This is a genomic window from Paraburkholderia tropica (genome assembly GCF_914484835.1).
Classification (GTDB): Bacteria; Pseudomonadota; Gammaproteobacteria; order Burkholderiales; family Burkholderiaceae; genus Paraburkholderia; species Paraburkholderia tropica_A.
In genome coordinates, this window is the sequence record NZ_CAJZAR010000068.1 from 136,610 (window position 1) to 153,563 (window position 16,954).

At 63.0% G+C, this 16,954-nt stretch carries 15 protein-coding genes; 10 read left to right on the forward strand and 5 right to left on the reverse strand.

The features are described from left to right. Positions 1 to 3 precede the first annotated feature (3 nt). The gene (locus LDO54_RS25165) at positions 4 to 2,352 is read right to left on the reverse strand and encodes a type VI secretion system Vgr family protein (RefSeq protein WP_224013383.1); all 2,349 of its coding nucleotides are present in this window, start codon (positions 2,350 to 2,352) and stop codon (positions 4 to 6) included. A 592-nt stretch (positions 2,353 to 2,944) separates the two neighbouring features. Here LDO54_RS25165 and LDO54_RS25170 point away from each other — a divergent pair. The 10 genes from LDO54_RS25170 (at position 2,945) to LDO54_RS25215 (ending at position 13,011) form a co-directional block, all read left to right on the forward strand. Beyond that, positions 2,945 to 3,799: a transporter substrate-binding domain-containing protein gene (locus LDO54_RS25170; RefSeq protein ID WP_224013384.1), complete on the forward strand. Its 855-nt coding sequence runs from the start codon at positions 2,945 to 2,947 to the stop codon at positions 3,797 to 3,799. A gap of 39 nt (positions 3,800 to 3,838) precedes the next feature. Then, positions 3,839 to 4,501, forward strand: coding sequence for an amino acid ABC transporter permease (locus LDO54_RS25175; protein WP_224013385.1), 663 nt, complete (start codon positions 3,839 to 3,841; stop codon positions 4,499 to 4,501). Positions 4,502 to 4,532: 31 nt separating this feature from the next. Then, positions 4,533 to 5,186, forward strand: a complete 654-nt coding sequence (locus LDO54_RS25180; RefSeq protein WP_224013386.1) for an amino acid ABC transporter permease — start codon at positions 4,533 to 4,535, stop codon at positions 5,184 to 5,186. Beyond that, positions 5,183 to 6,010, forward strand: a complete 828-nt coding sequence (locus LDO54_RS25185; protein ID WP_224013387.1) for an amino acid ABC transporter ATP-binding protein — start codon at positions 5,183 to 5,185, stop codon at positions 6,008 to 6,010. Before LDO54_RS25180 ends, LDO54_RS25185 begins: the two co-directional genes overlap by 4 nt. Then, positions 6,007 to 7,266: a M20 family metallo-hydrolase gene (locus LDO54_RS25190; RefSeq protein WP_224013388.1), complete on the forward strand. Its 1,260-nt coding sequence runs from the start codon at positions 6,007 to 6,009 to the stop codon at positions 7,264 to 7,266. Before LDO54_RS25185 ends, LDO54_RS25190 begins: the two co-directional genes overlap by 4 nt. 40 nt (positions 7,267 to 7,306) lie before the next feature. Beyond that, complete coding sequence (locus LDO54_RS25195; RefSeq protein ID WP_224013389.1) at positions 7,307 to 8,005, forward strand: DUF1989 domain-containing protein; 699 nt, start codon at positions 7,307 to 7,309, stop codon at positions 8,003 to 8,005. A 79-nt stretch (positions 8,006 to 8,084) separates the two neighbouring features. After that, the gene (locus LDO54_RS25200; RefSeq protein ID WP_224013390.1) at positions 8,085 to 8,861 is read left to right on the forward strand and encodes a cupin domain-containing protein; all 777 of its coding nucleotides are present in this window, start codon (positions 8,085 to 8,087) and stop codon (positions 8,859 to 8,861) included. Between the two features lie 12 nt (positions 8,862 to 8,873). Continuing rightward, the gene (gene speB, locus LDO54_RS25205) at positions 8,874 to 9,854 is read left to right on the forward strand and encodes an agmatinase (protein WP_224013391.1); all 981 of its coding nucleotides are present in this window, start codon (positions 8,874 to 8,876) and stop codon (positions 9,852 to 9,854) included. A gap of 429 nt (positions 9,855 to 10,283) precedes the next feature. Continuing rightward, a complete protein-coding gene (locus LDO54_RS25210) occupies positions 10,284 to 11,444 on the forward strand; it encodes a porin (RefSeq protein WP_224013392.1) in 1,161 nt (386 codons plus the stop codon). 163 nt (positions 11,445 to 11,607) lie between these two features. After that, entirely contained in the window at positions 11,608 to 13,011 is a 1,404-nt protein-coding gene (locus LDO54_RS25215) for a DHA2 family efflux MFS transporter permease subunit (RefSeq protein ID WP_224013393.1), read from the forward strand. Positions 13,012 to 13,048: 37 nt separating this feature from the next. Here LDO54_RS25215 and LDO54_RS25220 read toward each other — a convergent pair whose 3' ends face one another. The 4 genes from LDO54_RS25220 to LDO54_RS25235 form a co-directional block, all read right to left on the reverse strand. Next, positions 13,049 to 14,293, reverse strand: a complete 1,245-nt coding sequence (locus tag LDO54_RS25220; RefSeq protein ID WP_224013394.1) for an acyl-CoA dehydrogenase family protein — start codon at positions 14,291 to 14,293, stop codon at positions 13,049 to 13,051. A 48-nt stretch (positions 14,294 to 14,341) separates the two neighbouring features. After that, positions 14,342 to 15,106 carry an SDR family oxidoreductase gene (locus LDO54_RS25225; RefSeq protein ID WP_224013395.1) on the reverse strand — a complete coding sequence of 255 codons (765 nt, stop codon included), beginning with the start codon at positions 15,104 to 15,106 and terminating at the stop codon, positions 14,342 to 14,344. 46 nt (positions 15,107 to 15,152) lie between these two features. Then, a complete protein-coding gene (locus LDO54_RS25230) occupies positions 15,153 to 15,836 on the reverse strand; it encodes a histidine phosphatase family protein (RefSeq protein WP_224013396.1) in 684 nt (227 codons plus the stop codon). Positions 15,837 to 15,960: 124 nt separating this feature from the next. Next, positions 15,961 to 16,860 (reverse strand): LysR family transcriptional regulator, encoded by a 900-nt coding sequence (locus tag LDO54_RS25235; RefSeq protein ID WP_224013397.1) that lies wholly within the window; start codon positions 16,858 to 16,860, stop codon positions 15,961 to 15,963. Between the last annotated feature and the right edge of the window lie 94 nt (positions 16,861 to 16,954).

The window sequence follows — 16,954 nt, forward strand, 5'->3', positions numbered from 1 at the left end:
GATTTAGTCTCCCTCCGGGACAGGATGGCGGCGAAAGTCGATCTGAAAATCAGCGGACTGATCCCAGTATGACGTGTCGAGCATCAGTTGTTGTGCAGGATCGGGTTGCGCCTCTGCGTCCAGCAATTCGCTGATTTCCGTGTTGACCGCCTGTGTCCGGCCCAGCGCGTCCGTGCGACTCTCCATGGCGCCCTTTCCCCAGCGTCGCAAACGGTAGGGATGATCGGGCATCGGTTTCCCGGTGAGCGCGTCCTGCAGAACGAAGAACTCCTGATAGGGGCCATCCGGTAGGCCGTCCACAGGATTTCCCTCGACCGTCGTGGCATGGCCAACGCCGCTATTGCTTTGCGCCATTGGCCCCTTGAACTTGATGGCAATTCCTTCAATAGTGACGCCACTATCGTCCACCGTGATGGACCCACCCGGCCCACGAAACACCGCACGCTCCCCCGCCTTCAGTTCGAAGTGCTGTGTCTGCTCCTGAATGCTCTGGCCGGCCGTCAGCCTGTCGTGGCCCTGGACGGACTGCTCAACGTGCCCGCCCACGTCGATGATGTGATTGGCGGTCGTCTGGTCCTTACGATGGTTGCCTACCTGTTCAATGCGATCCTTGCCCACGTTGATCGTGTGATTACGCTCGATCGCAAGCAAGGCATCCTGGCCAACGCAGTGCGTGCGGTTGTGCCCGATGCTCACCCGTTCGTCGTTACCGACGCTCTCGGTGCGATCGTGGCCAATATCGATGGTTTCATCGCGCTCGACGTTTTCCCTACGATCGTTGCCGACGAACGTGCTTTCATCGTGGTTGACGTGAATGTTCTGATCCTTCTGCGCGTGAACGTAGATTTCCTCCTGTCCGGCCTCGTCTTCGAAGCGCAGTTCGTTGTAACCGTCGCCCTTGTGTGCCTGGCTCTTGATGGTCATGCGCGTCTTGTGACGCGGCAGTTCGTAGGGCGGCAGGTTTAGCGCATCGTATACGCGGCCAATGATGATCGGTTGGTCGCAATCGCCATCCAGATACGAGACGATCACCTCTTGGCCAATGCGCGGTATCGCCATGTGCCCCCAGGTCGCTCCAGCCCAGTTTTGCGCCACGCGTATCCAGCAGGTGCTGTGCTCGTCGTTGTTGCCCTGACGGTCCCACGGGAGTTGCACCTTCACCCGCCCGAACTGCTCGCAAAAAATTTCCTCGCCAGCGGGGCCGGTGACGAACGCGGTCTGCGGGCCGTCGATCACCGGCTTGGGCAGCAGTGCCGGTTTCCATTCCATGTCGTCGGGAATGATGTCGGCCTCGTAGCTGTAGCTGGTGCCCTGGTTGGTATCGGCGGCGTCTTCTTCCTGGCTCGTATGCTGTACGCCGTGGTGCTTCATGCGCACAGTACGCCAGTTGCGGCCCCACTCCTCGCGAGGATGGCCCTCCAGTTTGAAGGCCATGCCGGGGATCAGACGTGCGTCGTCGCCCTCGACCGTGGCAACCTGCGCGTCGTTTCTCATCGCCAGCAAGCGCGTCTGGTTAAACGGCTTTCCCGCGGCATCTTCCTTGTATCGGCCCGGGTAGTGAAATTTTTCGTAGTCGCGTCCCTGCCGGTCGAAGCTCGCCGCTTCGCTGAGGTGCTCCTGTGAATAACGCGGATTCCGGTATGTGTAATCACGTGACACGCTGCGGGCGGTTCTCACACTCTCGGCATACTGGAAGGTCCACAGGCACGGCTCGGTCTGATCGCCCCCTGGCGTGGGGTTGTAGATGACCGGCTCACCGCCAATGGCTCCATGCACGATGATGCGGTCGCCGTGAATGAGTCGATGGCCAGTACGCGAAAATTCATACGCCGCGTAGATTCCCTCCTCCGCCGCCACGCGATTTATAAAATGCTCCGTGGTTTCACCCGGCTGCACGCAGTATTCTCGGATCAGGTGTTCGGCGTAGATGCACTGCTCGTACTCGGTGATGCCAAGTTCCCTGATCCGGGCGGCCAACAACTGCGGAATGGACACATGCTGATGGATGCGCCAGTCGCTACACAATTCGGCGCGCTTGAGCAGCGGCTCGATCACGACACGGTAGCGTGTGCGCCTGAAGCCGGTCAGGCCTTGCTCGAAGAGGCTGACGACCCCATTAACGTGGCGTAACGGTCTTTCGCCACGCCGGATGGTCAATGTCGCGGACTGGTCAAGAATCTGGCCGAAATCGACAGCAGCGTTGTCACTGGAAAGTTCCGCGGTGAGTTTGAAGGACTCGGAAAGGCCTTCAGTGAGATCAAATTCCACGACTTCGAAATGGGCGGAGCTCGTGCTTTCGAAGGTAAAACGCATATCGCTCTGTCTTGGCATAGGCGCTTGCTGGCTGGACAAGGGGAAGTGTCCGAAGCAACGTGCTTTTCCCGGCTTCGGGTTGTTTCGCCATCGAGTGCGCGAACAACTGATCGAGATTACCGGCGCCCGGTAGAACACGAATTCAGAAGAATCTGATTTTGATGCAGCTGGCGGATTCTTTTTGATCTATTTGCTTATGTGCCAAATGCGCTACGTGATCCGGTAGTAGCAGCGCTACAACGCAGAGGCATATCGCCTGTCCGTGTCTGCCTGCCGGTCGAGTACACGCGTATCCATCGTATTCGCGCCGCACAATACTAGCGCCGCGCATCGCGCAGAGACCATCACACTCCGGCACCGCACCAAAGAGCACAGTTCCGCGCTTCCTTTTCCCCACACGCACCCGTCTGAACCCGCATCCCCATCACGGTGCATCGTGCCTTTTATGCGGTGCACATCGCCGCACCACTCACACTCGCGGTGCACGCCGCGCCGTGCTCATCGACGGCTCTCCCTTGTGCAGCGGCGTTTCCCGCCGCTGGCACGCATCATGCTAATTGAACATCATTCAAGTTACTTGAATACGATTCCTGTCACTTTCACCACTCGCCACGGTTTTCCAGGGAACATCATGCACAAGTCAGTCCGCCGTTTCGTCCTCGCCCTGAGCGGCGTCTTCACGCTCGCCGCCGCCGCGCCCGTGCTCGCACAGGACGATCTGCTCGCGCGCATCAAATCGAACAAGGAAATCACGGTCGCCACCGAAGCGCGCTACGCGCCGTTCGAATATGTCGACAACGGCAAGATCGTCGGTTACGACGCCGACCTCATGGCCTACGTGCTCAAGTCGTTGCCGGACGTGAAAGTGAAGCAGCTCGATCTGCCGTTTCAGGGCCTGCTGCCGGGCCTCGATGCGAAGCGCTTCGACATCGTCGTGACCGCCGTCACCGTGAACAAAGACCGCGCCGATCACTTCGCCTTCACGCTGCCCGTGGCCGACGCTACGACCGGCGTGCTGCTGCGCGCGAACGAAAGCGCCATCAAGTCGCCGAGCGATCTGAACGGCAAGGTCGTCGGCTCGCAAACGGGTTCCGCGCAACTGCAGGCGCTCATCGCGCTCGACAAGAAGCTCAAGGAAGCGGGCGGCCCCGGCATCAAGCAGATCAAGCAGTACGTGTCGTTCGACGAAGCGTATGCGGACCTCGCGGTCGGCCGTCTCGACGCCGTCGCGCAATCGGTCGCCAATCTCGGGCCGCTCATGAAGTCGCGTCCAGGCGTGTTCACGCTGCTGCCGCAAACCATCGGCCCGAAGAGCTACTTCGCATGGGTCGCGCGCAAGGACGCGGACAGCGCCGCGCTGCTCAAGCTCTTTAGCGACGGCATCGCCCGCGCGAACAAGGACGGCACCATGAAGAAGCTGCAGGAAAAGTGGTTCGGTTCGACCATGGACGTGCCCGCCGACGCCCTGCCCGCACCGACGCTTTAATCCACGCACTCACTCACGTTTCATCGGACCTCGCGCAACATGAACGCACCCGATCTGCTCACGCGCTGCGCCGGCTATCTGCCGCAGCTTCTCGACGGCGCGCTGACGACGCTCTGGCTGTCGGCCGTCGCCGTGGGCTGCGGCTTCTTCGTCGGCGTGTTCGTTCACACCATGTCGGTCAGCCACAGCCGCCTGTTGCGCGGCGCCGCACGCGTCTATGTGAGCGTGCTGCGCGGCACGCCGGTCCTCGCGCAATTGCTGGTGTTCTACTACCTGCCCTCGGCGCTCGGCATTGAATTGCCGGGCGTCGTGGCCGCCGCGATCGGGCTCTCGCTGAACACGGGCGCCTATCAATCGCAGATTCTCGGCGCGGGTTTTCGCGCCATCGCGCCCGGCCAGATCGAGGCCGCGCTCACCTTCAATCTCACGCGCCGCCAGGTGCTCTGGCATATCGAGGTACCGCAGGTCGTGCGCGCCACGCTGCCCGCGCTGGTGTCCGAAATGATCGACATCGTCAAGGCATCGGCGGTGGTCTCGGTGATCTCGGTGACCGACCTGATGCGCGTGGGTCAGCAACTCTCGTCGTCGAGCTACCGGCCGCTGGAGGTCTATTCGCTCGCGGCGGTCTTTTATCTCGCGATCACTTCGCTGCTCGCCTGCGCCGGCCACGTCTTCGCGCGACGCACGGCGCGGCGCGCCTGATTCGGCACGGATAGCCCGCACGGATGCCCTCATGGACTCGCTGATTGCCCTCATTCCCCGCTTCGCCGCCGCCACGGCCGTCACGCTCGAAGTGAGCGTGCTCGCCGCGCTTATCGGCATGGTGGCGGGCTTCGCGCTCAACGCGCTGCGCCTCGCATTCGGACGCGCCTTCGCGCTGCCGTATGGCGCATTCATCTGGCTGATTCGCGGCACGCCGTATCTCTCGCAGCTCGTCATCGTTTACTTCGGATTACCGATGATTGGCGTGACGATGAGCGCCGTGGAAGCCACCGTCGTCTCGCTCGCGCTCTACGCCAGCGCCTATTTCGCGGAGATCTTCCGCGCCGCGTGGGCCAGCGTGCCGCGCGGCCAGCTCGAAGCGGCCGCCGCATTCGGCGTGAGCCGGCGCGCGACGTTCCGCGCGATCGAACTGCCGCAGGCGCTCGCTTTCGCGCTGCCGCTCGTCGCCAATCAAACGATTCTCGTGATCAAGGAAAGCGCGGTGGCGTCGATCATCACCGTGCCCGAACTGACGATGACGGCGAGCGACGTAGTCGCCTCGACCTATACGTATATCGGCCCGTACGCGCTGCTGATCGCGTGTTACTGGCTGTTGACCCAGGCCGTCTCGCTGCTCGCGCAGCACGCGACGGCACGCATTCCCTTTCTGCGAAAGACCTCATGAGCGCCCTCCCGATTCTCCAGCTGCGCGCCGTCGGCAAGTCATACGGCGCAAACCGCGTGCTCAAGGGCATCGACCTCGACATCATGCGCGGTGAAATCGTCACGCTGATCGGGCCGTCCGGCTCGGGCAAGACGACCGCCCTGCGCTGCATGAATTTTCTCGAGGCCTACGACGAAGGCGAAGTGTGGATCAAGGGCCAACTCCTCGGCTATCGCTCCACCGGACGCACGCCGCGCGATCGCGACAGTGAAGCGAGCATTGCCGAAGTGCGCCGCCCTGTTGCGATGGTGTTCCAGCAATTCAATCTGTGGCCGCACATGAGCGTGCTCGACAACGTCGCCGCGCCGCTCGTGCTCGCCAAGCACATGCCGAAGCGCGAGGCGCGCGAGAAAGCGCAGAAGGCGCTCGAACGCGTCGGCATGGGTCACAAGGCCGACGCCTGGCCCGCGAGTCTCTCGGGCGGCCAGCAGCAACGCGTGGGCATTGCGCGCGCGCTCGCCATCGAGCCCGAGGTGATGCTGCTCGACGAACCCACGTCCGCGCTCGATCCCGAACTCGTGGAAGAAGTGCTCAACGTAATCCGCTCGCTCGCGCAGGACGGCATGACGATGGTGATGGTCACGCACGAAATGAGCTTCGCCGCAAAGATCTCCGACAAGGTCGTGTTCATGGAAGCGGGCAGCATCGTCGAAGCGGGACCGCCCGCGCAATTGTTCGGCAACACGCGCACGCCGCGTCTGCAGCAGTTTCTCAAACCGTGGCTCGAACGCAGCCTGACGTTCGCCGCCGAACCCGCGCTCGCCGCGCAAGGAGCCGCATCGTGAACGCGCCGCTTGAACTCGCGAACCGCATCGCGCAGCACGTCGATGCCGAGCGTTTGCTCGCTTCCGTCGAGACGCTCGCATCGTTCGGCGCTCGCGACGACGGCGGCGTGAACCGCCCCGCCCTCAGCGCCGACGATCTCGACGCGCGCCGCTACCTGATCGAGCGTGCTCACGCACTCGGCTGCACCGTTTCCGTCGATGCGTGCGCAAACCTGTTCATCCGCCGCGCGGGCACTGAAGCGCTCGCGCCGGTCGTGACCGGCAGCCATATCGACACGCAGCCTTCAGGCGGCAAGCTCGACGGCTGCTATGGCGTGCTCGCGGGCTTCGAAGTGCTCGAAGCGCTCAACGACGCCAACGTGCAAACGCGCCGCCCGCTCGAAGTGGCGATCTGGACCAACGAGGAAGGCACGCGTTTCGCGCCGGGCGCGATGGGGTCGAGCGCCTTCGTCGAACCGCAGCGCATGGCGCGTTATCTCGATGCGCGCGACGCGCAAGGCGTGACGCTGCGCGAAGCGCTCGACGCACACCGCAAGGCATTTCCCGAACTCGACGCGCGTGCCAGCGATGAACGCAGCGAAGCCGCACACGCCTTCGTCGAATTGCATATCGAGCAAGGCCCGCAACTCGAAAACGCCGACCTGCCGCTCGCGGTCGTGAGCGGCATTCAAGGCGTGCGCTGGTACGCGTTCCATTGCACCGGCGTGGCGGCCCACGCGGGCACCACGCCCATGCCGCTGCGCCGCGATGCGATGACGCTCGCGCTCGCGCTGCACGCCGAACTCGACGGCATCGCGCAGCGTCTGGGCGCGGAGCACACGCGCGTCACCTTCGGGCGCTGGAGCGTCGAGCCGAATTCGATCAACACGATTCCGTCGAACGTGAGCTTCACGGTGGATTTCCGCCATCCCGACTCTGCCGTGCTCGACGCCTTCGACGACGCCGTACACGCGCTCGCGAAACGCCACGAGGCCCGCCTCGAAGCGCTGTTCGCACACGCGCCGGTGGCTTTCGACGATACGGTGCTCGCGACGCTCGACGACGCCTGCGAGGCGCTCGGCGCGCCGGCCACGCGACTGACCTCGGGCGCCTTTCACGACGCCATGTATCTCGCCGGGCATTGCCCGAGCGCGATGCTGTTCGTGCCGAGCATCGGCGGCATCAGCCATAACCCGGTCGAAGCCACGCATCCGCATCATCTCGTGCTGGGCGCACGCGCGCTCGCTCACAGTCTCGTCACGCTCTGCAACGCCTGAGCGATTCACCCACTTCACCCGCACCACATCAGGAGTACAAATGAATTTCCCCGCCGCCACCGCCACGATCGCCGAAGACAACGGCACCGAAAACGGCATCAACGCCACGCTGCATGAGCCGATTTCCGCAGACGGCACGCCCGAACTGGGCAAGACCTACACGGTGCCCGCGCGTTGCGGCCGCGCCGTGCGCGTGAAGGCCGGCCAGACCATCCGCATTGCGAATCCGCACGGCACGCAGGTCTGCGATACGTGGATCTTCAACGCGCAGCATCTGAACGAGTTCCTGTCGTTCGAACACACGCGCGCGTACCTCGACAAGATCATTCCGCAGCCGGGCGATCCGCTCGTGACCAACCAGCGCCGCCCGATCGCCGAACTCGTGACCGATACTTCGCCCGGCGTGCACGACACGCTGATCGCCGCGTGCGATCTGTATCGCTATCGCAATCTCGGCGTGGAGGGGTATCACGACAATTGCGCCGACAATCTGCGTCTCGCGCTCAAGGCCATCGGCCTGCGCACGCGTGAAGTGCCGCAGCCGTTCAACCTGTGGATGAACATTCCCGTGAAGCCCGATTATTCGATCGACTGGCTGCCGCCCGTTTCGAAGGCTGGCGATTACGTGGAAATCAAGGCGGTGATGGACTGCGTGGTGGCGATGTCGGCGTGCCCGCAGGATATCATTCCGATCAACGCGCTCAACCCGCTCGAAGTCGAGTTCACGGTGTTCGCGTAACACGCGCAATACCGGCGAGGGCGGCAACCAATACGATGCCGCCTTCGCCCTGATCTCTCCGATCGACGGAAACACACACGTGGCCAACGACAAACGTTCTTCCTCGACGGGCGCCGCCCGTCCTCAACGCGCGGGTACGGGCACGCGCGCCGCCGCTTCCGGCACCCCGAAGGCGGAGCCAAAAGCCGCCGTGAAGGTCGCGCGAAAGGTTGCCGCAAAACCGGCGCCGAAATCCGCCACGCGCGCGGCAAGCGGCGCGCACGCCGCCGCGTCCAATGGCTCCGACGGCCTCGGCACGCGCCTGCGCCACGCGCGCATGGTGCAGCAGATGACGCTCAAGGCGCTCGCCGAACAGGCGGGCTGCTCGGAGAGTCTGCTGTCGAAGGTCGAAGGCGGCCACGCCACGCCCTCGCTTGCCACGCTGCACCGGCTCGCGCTGGCGCTCGATACCAATGTCGCGGCGCTCGTCTCGGGGCCGGTTGCGTCGGCTTCGCCGGTGCAGCGCGCGAGCGAGCGTCCCGCCGTGCGCTTTCCGGCGGCACAGGGCGCGCGCGGTCGTTCGGCGCAACACACGATCGTGCTCGAACGCCTCGTCGTGCCTGGGCCGGGACGCCTGCTGCAAGGCGACATCCACGTGCTCGAACCGCAGGCGCGCAGCGACGAACAGATCAGCCACGCGGGCGAAGAACTCGGCTACGTGCTCGAAGGCGAACTCGAACTCACGCTCGGCGACGAGAGCTGGCGTTTGCAGGCCGGCGACTCGTTCTATTTTCCGAGCACCGAGCCGCACAGCTATCGCAATCCCGGCGACACCGTCACGCGCGTTTTGTGGATCAACACGCCGCCGACTTTCTGAGTGCACCCGCAGATGACCCAGACCGACCTCTCGCAAATGCAGATGCCGCGTTTCGCCGGCATCCCCACGTTCATGCGCGTGCCGTTCGCGCGCGACCCGCAGGACTACGACATCGCGCTCGCAGGCGTGCCCTACGACGGCGGCGTGACCGCACGGCCCGGCGCGCGCTTCGGCCCGCGCGAGATCCGCAATATGTCGACGATGATGCGCGCGATTCATCACGTCACGCGTTTCAATCCGTTCGAAGCGTGCCGCGTGGCCGATATCGGCGACGTGCCGTTCGAACATCTCTACGACATCGAGCGCGCGCACGCCGATATCCGCGCGTTCTTCGAGCCCGTGTTTCGTGCCGGAAAACGCGCGTTGATCGCGGGCGGCGACCATTCGATTACCTTTCCGATTTTTCAGGCGATGGCCGCGGCGAAGGCGGCGAATGGCACACACACGCCGTTCGCGCTCGTGCACATCGACGCGCACACCGACACCTGGGACGCGTATAAAGGCTCGAAATTCACGCACGGCGCGCCCTTCCGGCGCGCGGTGGAAGCGGGTCTGCTCGACCCCACGCGCACGATCCAGATCGGCATACGCGGCGCGCAAAACACCGACGAAGGCTGGCGCTACTCGCTCGATCACGGCATGCGCGTGGTGTTCATCGAGGAATTCGAGGCGCTCGGTCCCGCCGCCATCGCGGCCGAAGCGCGACGGATCGTGGGCGACATGCCCGTCTATCTCTCGCTCGACGTGGACGGACTGGACCCGGTCTTCACGCCCGGCACCGGCACGCCGGAAATCGGCGGTCTGACGACGCGCGAAACGCTTGCGCTGCTGCGCGGACTCGATGGCCTGAACTGGCTAGGCGGCGACGTGGTGGAGGTCTCGCCGCCTTACGATCCGTCAGGTAATACCGCGCTGGTTGCGGCCACACTGATGTACGAAATGCTCTGCTTATTCGCTCGCAACCACGGTATTTCAGGCGACCAACACAGATGATTGATATCGGCCACTTCAATTTGTGAACGAATCTATTGCTGAATCCGCACTAATTACGATTTCTTGATGCCATACAATGGCGCCAACTGTTTTGAGTTTCAAACAGTTATCCACGCTTGATAGCCTCGCCTGAACGGCGGGGCTTTTTTTCTGGCGCGAAGGTTCTCTTCTGCGGCTAAAACCCCTTGAAATGCGGCATTAAATCACTTGCGCAACGCGCCGCACGCCATCATTCATTACCATTTATTTCACCGCTTTCAATACGTTGGCGCAATCCGCGTTGTGACGGCGTGCAGGCATTTAGCTGATTTTTCTCTCCGTGTTGTCACAAATTTGCTACGGCTTTTTTAATTGCTTGCGCATCAATGAGGGCACGCGATAGCCTTCGCCTCTCGTTTCAAACGACACACTACAACAACGGAGTTACAGATGAAATCACGCGCCCTTACGCTTGCAGCACTGGCTACGTTCGGCATCGCCGGCGCCGCCCACGCACAATCGAGCGTCTCGCTCTACGGTGTGATCGACACGTCGATCACCTACGTCAACAACGCACAAGGCAGCCAGAATCTGTGGGCCCTCGGTAACAGCAGCGCCGGCAACCTGTCGGGTTCGCGCTGGGGCGTGAAGGGTTCGGAAGATCTGGGCAACGGCCTGAAGGCAATCTTCCAGCTCGAAAACGGTTTTAACCCGTCGACGGGCGGCCTCGGCCAAGGCAGCAAGATGTTCGGCCGCCAGGCATTCGTCGGCCTCGCAAGCGACCGCTTCGGTACGGTTACGCTCGGCCGCCAATACGACCCGCTGGTCGACCTGGTTCAAGGCATCACGGAAGACAACTACTTCGGTTCGGCATTCGCAACCGCTGGCGACGTCGACAACTACGACAACAGCTTCCGCGTGAACAACGCCGTCAAGTACACCTCGCCGATCTATCGCGGCCTGCAAGTGGAAACGATGTACTCGTTCGGCGGCGTTGCCGGCTCGACGGGTTCGGAGCAGTCGTACTCGGCCGCCGTGTCGTACAACAACGGCCCGCTGGCAATCGCAGGCGGCTACTTCTACGCAGCGAACAGCGCAGGCGATCGCGCGTCGACGGGCTGGACGAGCACGTCGGACGGCGGCACGTTCGACAGCGCGGTCAACACCGGCTACGAAACCGCGCACTCGCTGCAAATCGCACGCCTCGCAGCGCAGTACACGGTGGGTTCGTACAACCTGGGCCTCGCTTACAGCAACGCGCAATACGCGGCTGACGCTGACTCGGCGTTCAACACGACGCAGAAGTACAACACGGCGCAAGCGTTCGTGAACTACCAGGTGAACCCGGCACTGCTGCTGGGCGTGGGCTACAGCTACACGCACGCAAGCGGCGACACGTCGGCGAACTACCACCAGATCTCGCTGGGCGGCGACTACAACCTCTCGAAGCGTACCGACGTGTACCTGACGGCGGCTTACCAGCACGCAAGCGGCACGACGCGTGACGGCGACAACGGCGTCGTCGCGGCGCAAGCTTCGATCGGCTCGTACGGCTACAACGGCACGGCTTCGCAGACGATGGTCAACCTCGGCATCCGTCACCGCTTCTAAGCAATACCTCACGAATGCGCCGGCTCCGCCGGCCACTCGCGTCGTACCCGAACCGCCCGAAACGCCCTGCGTTCCGGGCGGTTTTGCATGATGGGCCATGATGGCGCAAGCCGATGCGGGCTATACTCGACCGCTCGATGCCGCCGACCTTCGCCCGCCCGTTATGAGACTCGCCCTCGACCGCCGCACCGCGACCGCCCTGCTCGTCGCCGCCGTGTTCTTCATGGAGAACCTCGACGCCACCGTGATCGGCACCGCGCTGCCCACGATGGCGCGCGACTTCGGCACTGCCGCCGCGCATCTCTCGATCGGCGTCTCCGCGTACCTCGTCGCGCTCACGGTATTCATTCCGATCAGCGGATGGATGGCCGACCGCTTCGGCGCACGCAACGTGTTCTGCGCCGCCATCGTCATCTTCACGCTCGCCTCGCTGCTCTGCGCCGCGAGCGGCGATCTGACCGCGTTCACCGCGGCACGCACGCTGCAAGGCGTGGGCGGCGCAATGATGGTGCCGGTCGGACGGCTCGTCGTGCTGCGCCATACACCGAAAGAAGAGATCGTGCGCGCCATCGCGATCCTCACGTGGCCCGCGCTCGTCGCGCCCGTGCTCGGCCCGCCCGTGGGCGGCTGGATCAGCACGCACTGGAGCTGGCACTGGATCTTTCTGCTGAATCTGCCGCTCGGCATCGCAGCGCTGATCGCGGCCATCGCGCTCGTCGACAATGAGAACGCACGCCGCGCGCCCTTCGACGTGACCGGCTTCATCTTGACGGGCGCGGGCTTCGGCCTCTTCATGTCGGGACTCGAAGCGGCAAGCCGCGCAGACGTCTCGCGCTGGCTCGCACTCGCGATGCTCGCGGCGGGCCTCGCGCTGCTGGCGATTTCCGCATTCCACCTCAAGCGCGCCGCGAATCCGCTATTCGGCCTCGCACCGCTTTCCATCGCCACGTTTCGCGTGACGGCGCTCGGCGGCTCGCTGTTTCGCGTCGCCATCGGCACCGCGCCGTTTCTGCTGCCGCTGATGTTCCAGCTCGCGTTTGGTTATAGCGCGGTCGAAGCGGGCACGCTGCTGCTCTGGCTATTCGCGGGCAATCTGGCGATGAAGCCGGCCACCACGCGCATCATGCATGCGTTCGGTTTTCGTCAGGTGCTGATCGGCAATGGCGTGCTGGTCGCGCTAGGCTTCGCGGCCTTCACGCTGCTGAATGCGGATACGCCGCGCTGGATCGTTTGCGCGCTGCTGTTCGTGAGCGGCATGACGCGCTCGATGCAGTTCACGGCGATGAACACCATCGGTTTCGCCGACGTGCCGCAAGCGCAGATGAGCCACGCCACCACGCTCTTTTCGGTCCTGCAGCAGATGAATGCAGGGATGGGCATTGCGATTGGCGCGCTCGCGTTGTCGATTGCGCAATTGCTGCGCGGCACGCCTGCGAGCACGCCGGGCGCGAGCGATTTTCATCTGGCGTTCGGCATGATCGCGGCCGTCGCGGCGCTGGCGATCGTCGACAGCCTGATGCTCGCGCACGATGCGGGCGAACGCGTGCTTGCGCGCGAACGGTCCTAGTTTTTAGGCATGAGGCCATGCCTCATGCCCGAACGCCCTACACAGAAGGCTTCAAATACGGGTTGCCGTCCGCCGTTTCGCGACGCAGCGCCTTCACTTCCATGCGCGCAATGCTTTGCAGATGCACTTCGTCCGGGCCATCGGCGAAACGCAGCGCGCGTCCCCAGGTCCAGCTATCCGCGAGCGGCGTGTCGGGACTCAGCCCCATCGCGCCGAACACCTGCATCGCGCGATCGCACACAGCGGTGTGCACGCCCGGCACGAGCGCCTTGATCATCGAGATTTCCTTGCGCGCGTCTTTCGCGCCCACGTTGTCGATCATCCACGCGGTTTTCAGCACGAACAGCCGTGCCTGATCGATTTCGATACGCGACTTGGCGATCCCTTCGGCGACCGTGCCGTGCTCGAACAGCGTCTTGCCGAATGCCGTGCGCGTCTGCGCGCGTTCGATCATCAGTTCGAGCGCGAGTTCGGCGGCGCCAATCGAGCGCATGCAGTGATGAATGCGGCCCGGACCGAGACGCGCCTGAGCCAGCGCGAACCCGCTGCCTTCCTCGCCGAGCAGATTCTCGCGCGGCACGCGCACGCCCTTGAATTCGATCTCGCAGTGCCCCTCGGGCGCAACGTGATTGAGCACCGAAATATTGCGGATGATCTTTACGCCCGGCGTATCGCGCGGTACGAGAATCATGCTTTGCTGACGATGCGCGGGCGCATCGACATCGGTCTTGCCCATCACGATAAACAGCTGGCAATTCGGATGCGCCGCGTTCGTAATAAACCATTTGCGGCCATCGATCACATAATCGTTGCCGTCTCGCCGGATCGACGTGGTGATATTGGTGGCATCCGACGACGCCACCGCGGGCTCCGTCATCGCGAACGCCGAGCGGATCTTGCCGTCCAGCAGCGGATCGAGCCATTGCGCGCGCTGTGCGGGCGTGGCGAACATATGGAGTAATTCCAAATTGCCCGTATCCGGCGCGTTGCAATTGAACACTTCCGACGCCCACGACACGCGCCCCATGATTTCCGCGAGCGGCGCATAGTCCAGATTTGTCAGCCGCGTGCCGGGTTCGTCGTCGTGCAGATGCGGCAGGAACAGATTCCAGAGACCTTCCGAACGCGCCTTGTCCTTGAGCGCTTCCATGAACGAAACCGGATAGATTCCGGCATTCACTTCCTCGTGCCATTGATGAATGCGCGGCACGATATGCGCGTCCATGAACGCGCGCAATTGCGTGCGCAGCGCCTCGACTTTGGGGCTAAACGCAAAATCCATTTCATTCTCCCTGAAGGGGATTCATTCAACCGCGCACGGTGCGCGCACTCAGATCGTCTGTCCGCCGTCGACGACAATACATTCGCCAGTCGTAAAACTCGCAGCATCGGAAACCAGATACAGCACGGTGCCGGCCATTTCGCGCGGCTCGGCGTGACGACGCAGCGGAATCGTCTTCATCCAGCCGTCATAGAGCGCTTGATCGTCGAACAGCGCCCCCGCGAAGCGCGTCTTCGTGAGACCGGGCAGCAAGGCATTCACGCGAATGCCGAGCGGCCCGCATTCCTTGGCAAATGCGCGCGTCATATTGACGATGGCGGCTTTCGTGATCGAATAAACAGCCTGTTTGTCGCCCGGTTGCAGCGCATTCACCGACGCCGTATTGACGATGGCCCCGCCGCCCTTTTCGCGCATCATCTTTCCGGCTTCGACCGACATGAAGAAATAGCCGCGCAGATTGACTTCGACGGTTTTCTCGAACGACGCGAGATCGGTATCGAGAATATGGCCGTAATACGGATTGGTCGCGGCGTTATTGACGAGAATATCGAGGCGGCCGTGCTTTGCGCGAATATGCTCGAAGATCGCCTGAATATCCTCCATGCGGCCCACGTGGCATGGATACGCCTCGGCGCTGCCGCCCGTATCGCGAATCGCACTAGCTACGCTTTCACAGTCGTCGCGCTTGCGGCTCGACACGATCACATGCGCGCCCTGTTGCGCGAACAGCCGCGCGATTTCCTCGCCGATTCCCCGGCTCGCGCCGGTCACCAAAGCGATTTTTCCCGTCAAGTCGAATAGATTCGTCGTCACATTCCACCTCCTTGATTGTCGATTGATACGTGCCGTCGCGCGCGCGTCAGCCGTAAGTGACGAATTCGCGCCGATCGGCGTGATCGAGATGCGGCAAGGCGTTGAAGCTCACCAGCGACATCGCCTGCTCGTTGAAAACATAATGGCTCACGCTGCTATTGCGAATCTGCATGTTTAGCGCGATCGACGCCGCGGCGGGCGCCTGCAAGATCTGCTGCGTGAAAACGGAAATCGGGCCGCCCGAACTGACCACCAGCACGCGCTTGCGCCCCATGCGCTGAATGGCGTGGCGCGCGCGTTCGACGCGCGTCTGAAACTGCGCCCAGCTTTCCGGCAAGTCGCCGGGCAAGCGGTCCTCGGACCACAGTTGCAGCGTTTGTTTGAGGACCTTGTAGAAGTGTTTGGGCGAGCTTTCTGGCGCGATGCCGGACGCGAATTCCTGCTCGCCGCACTCGCCGCGCGCCGCGAACAGCGCACGAAAATCGTATTCGTTGAGATCGGCGTCCCGCACGACGTCGATACGCAAACCGCGCATGGCCCAGAGAATGGCGTCGGCGGTCTGTTCGTGACGACGCATCGTGCCGATCACCACGCAGTCGAATTCGAGCGCCTGCTGCGCGAAATATTCGCCGAGCCAGCGCGATTGCGTGCGCCCCGAAGGCGAAAGCTCGTCGTAGTTCTCAGCGCCGAACGACGCCTGACCGTGCCGTACCAGATAGAGTTCCGCCATGCCATCCTCGCCTGAACATGGCAGTCACGATACCTGGCCGCGAGGCATTCAGGAAATTTATTCTTTTGATACCCGGTCATAACGAATGGTGATTACCCATCGCTGCCGTGGCACACGCGGAAATTCAGTGCTTGCGCGAACGCATGAGACGCCCGATCTGCTCGCGCAGCCAGCGATGCGCGGGGTCGCCCGACACACTGCGATGCCAGTATCCATGCGTTTCGAGTTCGGGCAACGCGAACGGCAGCGCGAGGATGCGCGCGTCGTAGCGGCGCACGAGCGCGAGCGGCGCGGTCAGCACGAGATCGGTGCGCATGGCGATCAGCGGCGCAACCAGATAATGCTGCACGCGTGTCTGAATCGTGCGCCGCAAGCCGAGCTTGTTCAATTCGGTATCGACGAGACCGGGCCCCTGCCTGCGGCTCGACACGTGAATATGACCAAGCCGCAAATAATCATCGAGCGTGAGTTTCTTTTTCGTGAACGGATGATCCTTGCGCAGCAGGCACGCATAGCGGTCGCGGCCCAGCGCCTGCTGTTCGAGTTGCGGATCGTCGATCAGCGGCGCGTCGATGGCGAGATTCACCGCGCCGCTCGCCAGCGCCTCGGGCACTTCGCGACGCGTGGTGAAGTAGCTTTCGATGCGAATGCCGGGTGCCTGACGTTGCAGCACTTCTTCGAGCGCGGGCAGCAGCAGGGCCTCGGTGAGATCGTTCATGCTGAGCCGGAAGGTGCGCTGCGACGTGGCCGGATCGAATTGCTCGCCCGCGTGCGTGCTCGAATCGAGCAACTGAAGCGCCTCGCGCACGCGGCCGATGATGTTCTCGGAAACGGGCGTCGGCATCATGCCCGCGGCCGTGCTCACGAACAAGGGATCGCCGAACGATTTGCGCATGCGCGCGAGCGCATTGCTCACGGCAGGTTGCGTGATGAAAAGCAGTTCCGCCGCGCGCGTGAGATTGCGCGTGCGATACACGGCTTCAAAAACCACAAAGAGATTGAGATCGATCTTCGTCAGGCTCATGGGCGAATTCCTTACCGGCTCGCGCGAGACTAACCGGCGCGGCACCGCGCCGTCAATCGGCTATTCAACCGTTTCATGCGGAATTCAATGCCGC